This is a genomic window from Embleya sp. NPDC025285 (genome assembly GCF_055558835.1).
The window spans coordinates 19,738-27,665 of the sequence record NZ_JBVHLU010000123.1 but is presented as its reverse complement, the minus strand read 5'-3'; the positions used below and the strand labels follow the sequence as shown (position 1 = coordinate 27,665).

5 protein-coding genes and 2 pseudogenes are annotated in these 7,928 nt (G+C 73.0%); 4 read left to right on the top strand and 3 right to left on the bottom strand.

Going from position 1 to position 7,928, the window contains the following annotated elements:
* The first annotated feature begins 1,101 nt into the window (after window positions 1–1,101).
* On the top strand, window positions 1,102–1,548 hold the full coding sequence (locus ACZ4FV_RS45240; RefSeq protein ID WP_395874601.1) for a pyridoxamine 5'-phosphate oxidase family protein: 447 nt from the start codon (window positions 1,102–1,104) through the stop codon (window positions 1,546–1,548).
* Window positions 1,549–1,877: 329 nt separating this feature from the next.
* Here the strand turns inward: ACZ4FV_RS45240 and ACZ4FV_RS45235 are convergent, their stop codons facing one another.
* The 3 genes and pseudogenes from ACZ4FV_RS45235 to ACZ4FV_RS45225 all read right to left on the bottom strand — a co-directional run.
* On the bottom strand, window positions 1,878–2,267 hold the full coding sequence (locus tag ACZ4FV_RS45235) for an acetate--CoA ligase family protein (protein ID WP_465326756.1): 390 nt from the start codon (window positions 2,265–2,267) through the stop codon (window positions 1,878–1,880).
* Window positions 2,268–2,352: 85 nt separating this feature from the next.
* Window positions 2,353–2,624, bottom strand: a pseudogene (locus ACZ4FV_RS45230) (CoA-binding protein); the annotation flags it as partial.
* A 220-nt stretch (window positions 2,625–2,844) separates the two neighbouring features.
* Window positions 2,845–2,946, bottom strand: a pseudogene (locus tag ACZ4FV_RS45225) (GNAT family N-acetyltransferase); the annotation flags it as partial.
* A gap of 491 nt (window positions 2,947–3,437) precedes the next feature.
* On the opposite strand from ACZ4FV_RS45225, the gene ACZ4FV_RS45220 reads away from it, so the two are divergent.
* The 3 genes from ACZ4FV_RS45220 (at window position 3,438) to ACZ4FV_RS45210 (ending at window position 7,854) form a co-directional block, all read left to right on the top strand.
* Complete coding sequence (locus ACZ4FV_RS45220) at window positions 3,438–4,340, top strand: universal stress protein (RefSeq protein ID WP_395874606.1); 903 nt, start codon at window positions 3,438–3,440, stop codon at window positions 4,338–4,340.
* Between the two features lie 436 nt (window positions 4,341–4,776).
* Window positions 4,777–5,556 (top strand): potassium channel family protein, encoded by a 780-nt coding sequence (locus tag ACZ4FV_RS45215; protein WP_465326754.1) that lies wholly within the window; start codon window positions 4,777–4,779, stop codon window positions 5,554–5,556.
* A 1,386-nt stretch (window positions 5,557–6,942) separates the two neighbouring features.
* Entirely contained in the window at window positions 6,943–7,854 is a 912-nt protein-coding gene (locus ACZ4FV_RS45210; RefSeq protein ID WP_465326752.1) for a universal stress protein, read from the top strand.
* Window positions 7,855–7,928 lie beyond the last annotated feature (74 nt).

Genomic DNA, 7,928 nt, shown 5'->3' with positions numbered 1-7,928 from the left:
CGGCCTGGGCGCCCTGTGGGCCCGCCTGCCGATCGTCCGCGACCACCGCTGGCTGCTCTGATCGCCACACGACCCGGTCGGGCACCGTCCACGTGACGGGCCCGGCCGAATCTCGTGTGTCGGGCCACCCGGATCCGATCCCACCCCGACGGGCGGGATGGCCACCGCGCACGCGGCGCACATCTCGGCCAACCGGCAGACGCAGCCGGTCCGATCTGGAAAGACCACGAATCGGGTGGTACTCGCGCATCGGCCTCGGATGCGCGCGTGCCAGGTGCATCCTTCGCCTCGGCAGCGGCATGTCGCGTCGGGGCGGGCCGGGCCTTCGCCGCGGGCGTGGAAGGCGAGGTGTTCCAAAGCCGCGGCGCGGTCGGCGGGGTCGCCGTACCTGGGGACGACCGGGCATGGCGGATCGGTGCACTGGATCTTGGATTGCCTCAGGGCAGGGCGGCCGTGGTTGACGATGCGGACGGTCCACAGCCACCCGGTCGCTCCGACAGTGGCGACGGACATCGGTCTGACCCCTTTCACGGTGACCCGGCCGTGCGCCGGCCGTGGCCTTTGCCCGGACACGATGGCCTATTCGGGAGGCCGTTGGCGTGCTCGTCACTCGACAGACGGAGCATGCGTGCCTCGAACGAATGACGTGCTGGGCCGACCGGGCAAGGGGTGACGCCGCGAGAGCCCGTGCCCGCATCGGATGCCGACGCGCCCGAGCGGGCCCGTGTCGGGCCTTGGGTGCGAGCATCCTGGTTGGCGGTGGTCGCGAGTGTGGTGCCACCCGTGGTCGTGGTGGCGTGGCAGGTGGACCGGCGCGCTCTCCCCCACGGGTGCACGACTCGTGGCCTGCGGTGACGACGCCGCCGTTCCGAAGCCGGTGGGATTGGCCGGCACGGACACGTGCGCGTGGCCTGCGCTCGGATCCGAGGGATCGTGCCGTCGTCCAGCCGGTCGAAACGGGCAGGGCCGGTGGCCGCGCACACCAGGCGGACCCGCCATGCCAGGCGTCGGGAATCGCCGCTCGGGGACGGGTTGAGCGGATGTCGGGCACCGGGTCTTTCGGCCCTGGCCGAGGTCGGGTCGGGGTTCGAAGGTGGAGAGATGAGCGAACACCCCGTAACGAAACGTCCCCTCGACCGCCGGGAGACGTTGGAACTGATGGCGGGCGCACAGGTGGGACGCGTCGTGGTCAGCGAGGGCGCTCTCCCGGCCGTTCACTTGGTGGTCTTCGCCGTCGACCGGGAGTGCGTGGTCTTTCGTACGCCCGTCGACTCCCCGCTCGCGAGGGCCGCGCTCGACGCGGTGGTCGCGTTCCAGGCCGATCACATCGACCGGGCCGCACGGACCGGCTGGACGGGTACGGTCACCGGGCAGGCCTCGCGTGTCCTCGACCCTGCGGCCGTCGCGCGCGTGGAACGGCTGCTTCCCGAGGTCGACGGCGACGATGGGGAACAGGCGTGGTTCCAGATCACCTCCGAGTTCGTCACCGGTCGACTGGTGCAACGTGCGGCTGCCGTCCCCTCCCCCGGCGGGCCCAAAACGTCCTGAGCACGTCACGGACGCCTCGCACGCGGCCTGCCGACGTAGGCACCGACCCCGATGGCCGAGCCAAGGCCGGGCGTCCGGCGACAACCGGTATCGGGCCGGGTGACCGTCTGTGCCGGTGTGGCAAGGCGTCCCGGTACCCCAGCCACAGCCGTGTCCCTTCGGGCGCCCGGCGTACGCGTCGCAACGGGGCGACGAGCCGTGACGGCGGTCGTCGGCGAGTCGTTTCCGTGGGGCCTCGGTCGGACCGCGGGAAAATATCGGCCTCCCCCGCGATCCGAAACCCGGTCGGGCATCCTCCTTCGAGCACGAGGTCGGCGCAGTCGCCGCAGTCAGGGATCCTGTCCGTGTCGGGGCGCCGGGCGGGTCCGGGCGTCGACGACGGTGACGCCGTCGGGGCGGGCGACCAGGGGGTTCAAGTCGGCTACCACGAGCTGCGGCACATCGTCCGCGAGCCTGGACAACCGGTGCAGGACGTCCTCGATCCCGGCGGTGTCGACGGCCGGCCCACCCCGGCGGCCGTACAGCAGCGGCGCCCTTCGTGAGGCGGCCAGGAGCGAGTGCGCGTCCAGGTCGGTCAGCGGGGTCAACCGCGCACCGTGGTCGCCAAGGACGTCGGGGGGCGACCCCGCCCAGACCGAACACCACCAACGAACCCAGCACTTCGTCCTGCTCGTTCGCGGCCGGCCCGGCGGCGCCCGGCCCGGGGACGCGGTGCGCACCGCGCACGGCGGCCCGGCCTGGCTGGCAGTTCGGGCCGACCATCCGCATCCCGTGGCGGCGGACGGAGGCGCGCACCCGCGCGGCCTGCTCGGGAGTGCCTCCCGAGGTGATCACGACCAGGGCCCGCACACCTGCGCGCCCGCAGTCCTCGACCAGATCGGGAACCCGGTCGGCCGGTACGGCCACCACCAGTCGGGCACCTCCGGGAGCAGGTCCGGCGTCGGGAACGCCGGCACCCCGTCCACCTCGGTCTGCGTGGGGTGCAGCACGGCCAGGGGCCCGGTGTAGTGCCCCGCCTTCACGTTGCGCAGCAGGGCCCGGCCGACGGATTCCGCGCGATGTCCGGCACCCGCCACCGCGATCGATCGAGGGGTGAACAGCGGCGCGAGACTGGCCACATCCGCCAGGGCCCTCGCACCACGCCATCGCGGTCAGGTACCGCTCCGTCGAGGCGATGTCGCCGTCCAGCGGAATCACGCAGTTCACCACCCCGGCCACCGGGCGGTCGCGCACCGGCAGCCCCATGTCCTCGAGCACCCGCAGCATCGGGCGATTCCACGGCAACGTGTCCGCGACCAGCGTGCTCACCTTGTCCGCGCGGGCCATCGTGACGACGTGCTCGATCAGCAGAGTGCCGATTCCCCGCCCTTGCCAGGCGTCGGCCACCGCCAGGGCGAGCTCCGCCTCGCCCGAGTCGGCGTCGCCGTCGTATTCGACGACCCCGACGAACTCGCCCGTCGTGGGTCAGCGCGATCAGCGCACCGCACCCGGCCGGCCGGGCGTACTCACCCGCTCGGCGATCTCGCGCACAGACGTCTGCGAGGTGCCGAAGAACCGCAGGTACAGAGCCTCCGCCGACATCGCACGATGCATCGCCGGCACCGCGTCCCGGTCCTGGGGTCCCGGGGGCGCAGCAGGACCGTCTCGCCGTCGGCGGCCAGGACCCAGGTCTCGCGCGCTGTGCCGAGCTCGTTCATGGACCGGTTCCCTTCGACCGTGGCGCCCGCGCGCCGCTCACGGTCAGTCTCGTCTCGATCACCCGGGCACGGCCAAGGCCGGGTGGTCCCCCGGCGGGGGTCCATCGGCCCTGTGTCCGGGCCCCGACGACGAGCAGTGTTCGGGGCACGGGCCGTCAAGCGCCGGTCCCAGAGAGGGAGTTCACCGTGAACATGAATGAGGGAACGCCGCCGATCGTGGTAGGAGTGGAGCCCACCGACGCGGGCGGGCTCGCCGTGGTGTGGGCGGCCGACGAGGCCGCCCGCCGCCGGCTGCCGCTGCGCCTGGTCCACGCCCTGGACTGGCCCGCCGGCGCCGACCGCGGATCGGAGACGAACACGCACCGGCAGACCTGGGGTGAACGCTTCCGGGCCGTCGGGACGCGCGCGCTGGACGAGGCCGCCGCGCTCGTGGCCGCGCGCCATCCCTCGCTGGTCACGGACCGGGTCCTCCTGGACGGCGCGCCCATCTCGGTGCTGCCCGGACAGGCGCGGGACGCGGCGATGATCGTGGTCGGCTCGCGCCGGCTGTCGGCGACGACCGAGCTCCTGATCACCGGCAGCATCGCGACCTCGATCACCGCGCACGCCGGGTGCCCGGTGGTGGTGGTCCGCGAGCCCGAGCACATCACTGCCGACCCGCGCACGATCGTGGTTGGTGTGGACGGGTCGCAGCGCTCGGCACCTGCGGTGGCGTACGCGTTCGACGAGGCCGCGCGCCGCGGCGCCACGGTCGTGGCCGTGCACGTTCGGCAGCCGTCCACCGGTCTGATGGCCGGACTGCGCACCGGTGAGGAACTTCGGGAGGGCCGGATCCGGCTCGCCGAGACACTCGCCGGGTGGAGCGAGAAGTATCCGGATGTGCCGGTGCGGCGGGAAGTCGTCGTCGGACACCCGGTGCGGGTCCTGGCCGATGCCGCCGAGCACGCGCTGGGCCTGGTCGTCGGAACCCGGGGGCACGGCGGCTTCGCGGGCATGCTGTTGGGCTCGGTCAGCCAGGGCCTGATCCACCACGCCCGCTGCCCCTTGATGATCGTCCCGGTTTCGGGCGACGAGAACGCGTCCACCCGCGGCTGAGCACCCGACGAGACCGGCCGCTTCCCCGGTGGGTCGATGCCGACGGGGCCGCCGTGAGCAACGCTTCGACCGGGGGTGGCCGCGCCGCGTCGGTGCCCACCGTCGGTCGCGCGGATTGACCGCCGGCCGGGCATACGCGAAGTTGCGCTCCCCACGACCGGCGACCCGCGCGGCTCGGTCCCGCTCGTCGCCCGATGTGAGCGCCGCGCCCCGGCACGCACGGCGATCGTGGCCGCCGCAATCGTTTCGCCGCCGTGCGGGCATCCTTCGAGGAGGCGTTGGACTCGACCGGCACAGCCCCGGCACAGGTGTGGTGTCCTCCGACCCCTCGCTTGTCTTGCGTACGCCGGGAGGATGATGAGCGATCGGCGACGGCGACCGCCGTGACACGGGGCCGGAGCCGGTCCGAGGGTGTCCCTACCTGACGGAGTTCGTGATGCGGGACTCGAACGGGAACCACGAGTCCACGACGTATCGGCGGTGGGAGCGTGCGACGACCCCATGGCTGATGCTCCTGGCGGTCCTCTCGTTGACCACGTTCGTTCTGGGCGAGGCGTTGCAGGCGCGTGCGCGTCCGGTGCTGTGGATCGAGTACGGGGTGTGGGCGGTCTTCGTCACCGACTACCTTGTCAGGCTCAGGCTCAGCCGCGACCGTTGGCGGTTCGTGTGCTCCCACCCGCTGGACCTTGCCGCGGTCGCGCTGCCCGCGACACGGATCCTGCGCCTGGTCGCGGTGATCGGCCGTATCGGGGCGGTCGCACGGGGTGGGCGCACCGGTCGCCTGTTGGTGAGCACCGTCGCGCTGGTCCTGACGATCCTCGTCGCCGGTGCCGCGGCCGTCCTGGCACCGGAGCGCCGCGCGCCGAATGCGAACATCGGCGACTACCCGGATGCCCTGTGGTGGGCGATCAGCACGGTCACCACCGTCGGGTACGGCGATCTGCACCCGGTCACCGGCGAGGGGCGCCTGGTGGGGGCGGTGTTGATGGTGGTGGGCATCGGCATGATGGGTGTGGTAACCGCGACGATCGCCACCCGGCTGATCCTTCCCGAGCAACAGGCGGAGGAACGGCTGGAATACGCTTCTCTCGAGCAGCGCCTGCAGGTCATGGAAGAGCAGCTGCGACGGCTGAACGACCACCTGGCCGCAGCGGCACGAGCCGACTCCCCACACAGTGCTCTCGGCCGACGGCCGGACCGCCCCTGCGCGAAATGAACGCGATGGGCCTGCTCGCGGGCACTGGTCCGGGGCTCACCTGACCGCCGTGTCTCGGCTGCCGCACGCGTGGGCGCGCGGCGTGCGCCACCGGTCGCGTCGCCGGGCGGTCGCACCGAACACCGGTCCCGACGCCCTGTGCCGGTGGGTGGCACGGGCGACGACACGGGCCGCCGTCAGGGTCGGTCGACGAGGGTGCCCCGGGGCGGGCTGCGAGGCCCTGGGTCGATGGCACCGCGAAGGCGCACACCCCTCTTGTCGGTCGTCGAACCGGGTGGACTTGTTCGATCGCGTGGCGCCGACGGTGTCCGGCCTCGTGATGCATCGCTCCTCCCGGGTGTCGATGTCAGCGCGACCGGTAACCGCACCGCGGTCGAATCCCTTCTTCGGGTCGGGTCCTGGGACGTCGGCCGCGCGTCATCCGCCGACGGGAAGAACGCCCCGTCGAGCAGATGATTTGCGCCCCTTCCGCGGGCCTTCCCGAACGCGTCTTCGTGACGGGTCACGGAATCGAGTTGTGCCCGCCTCGGCCCGTCGTCTCGATGCCGCAGATGAACCGCGACGGCGGGCGGGCGGGACGTCGGCCTCGGTGGGCGGGCGCGGCCTTGTCCGGGTCTCGACGGTCGGGACGACTCTTCCCGGTTCGGCGACGCACCACGGGGCCCTCGCGCCGGGCCCGGGTCTCCACGCCGACTCCGGGCTCGCTCCTCGAGGGCGAGTGACGAGGCCCGCTCGAGGGGAGTTGCAGTGCGTCACCGCGGCCACGGGTCGGTTGCGCGTCGGCAATCCGTGTTCTCGAAGACCCCAAGCATCGGGCGATGGAACAAGAACGTGTCCGCGCGGGCCATCGTGACCGCGTGCTCGATCGGCGGGGTGCCCACCGCCTGCCGTGTCGGGCATCGGCCATCGCCAAGGCGAGTTCCTCAGCCCGCGTCGCCGTTGTGTTCGACGGCCTCACGCCCGTCGTGGATGTGCGCGATGAGCGCGCCGCACCCGGCACGGCCGGGTGTGCTGCGCTCTCGCGTACCGACGTCTGCGAGTGCCGCGAAATCGCAGGTGCAGGTTCTCCGCCGACATCGCACGATGCGTCGCCGGCGGCGCGTCCGGGTCCTCGTGCCCCGGAGGCCGCAGCAGCGGCCGTCTCACCGCAGGGCGTGCGACACCCGGACCCCGCGCGGTGTGCCATCTCGTTCCTGGACGTGTTCCCTGCCGCCGGCCGCGTCCGTTCCGCTCGCGACCGGTCCGGTGCCGATTCCGCGCGCCTGGCAGGGCCGACCGGTTCCCACCGCTCGGGTCGAACGACCCTGGCCGCGTCCCACCGGCACGAGCAGTGTTCGTGTCACAGGGCCGGCAGATGATCGGCCGCCGGAGACGGGGGCGGCAACCGTGACCGAGCATGGGCGAAGGGCGCCGATCGTGGTGGGCGTCGACCATACCGACGCGGGCCGGCTCGCCGTGGTGTGGGCGGCCGACGAGGCGGCCCGTCGGGGTCTGTGGCTGCGCCTGGTGCACGCGCTCGACTGGCCGGTCGGCGCCGACCGCGACCCCCGGACCGATCCGCATCGGCAGACCTGGGGCGCACGATTCCGCGACGCCGGCCTGCGCGCGCTCGACGAGGCCCGCGACCTCGTCGCGACCCGCCGTCCCGAACTGGCCACGGTGACGGTCTTGGCCGACGGGGCGCCCGTGGCCGTGCTGCGCGAGCACACGCGGGATGCGGCGATGATCGTTCTCGGGTCGCGGCGACTGTCCGCCGTGACGGAGTTGCCGACCATCGGCGGCGTCGCGGTGCCGATCACCGCGCACGCGAGGTGCCCGGTCGTCGTCGTCCGCGAACCCGAGCACACGAGCAGCGAGCCCCCGACCGTCGTGGTCGCGGTGGACGGGGCACAGCGCGCCGAGGCGGCTGTGGCGTACGCCTTCGACGAGGCCGCCCGTCGCGGAGCCACGGTCGTGGCCGTCCATGTCCGCCGACCGCCCGTCGGACTGTTGGCCGGGCTGCGCATGGAGGAAGAGATGCCGGAGGGCAGGCTCCGGCTCGCCGAGGCCCTTGCCGGTTGGGCCGAGAAGTACCCGGCCGTGCCGGTGCGCCGCGAGGTCACCGTCGGGCATCCGGTCAAGGCGTTGCGCAACGCCGCCGAGCACGCCCTGTGCCTGGTGGTCGGCGCCCGCGGCCGAGGCGGCTTCGCGGGCCTGTTGCCGGGCTCGGTCGGCCAGGGGCTCATCCACCACGCCCACTGCCCGCTCGTGATCGTCCCCACCGCGCGGAACGACGCGCCATCGGCCGCCCACGACTGAGCGCGTGCCGGCCCGGGCACCCGAGCCACGGGCCGGCGTCCGACCCGAGGATCAACCGTTCGAAAGGAAACCCG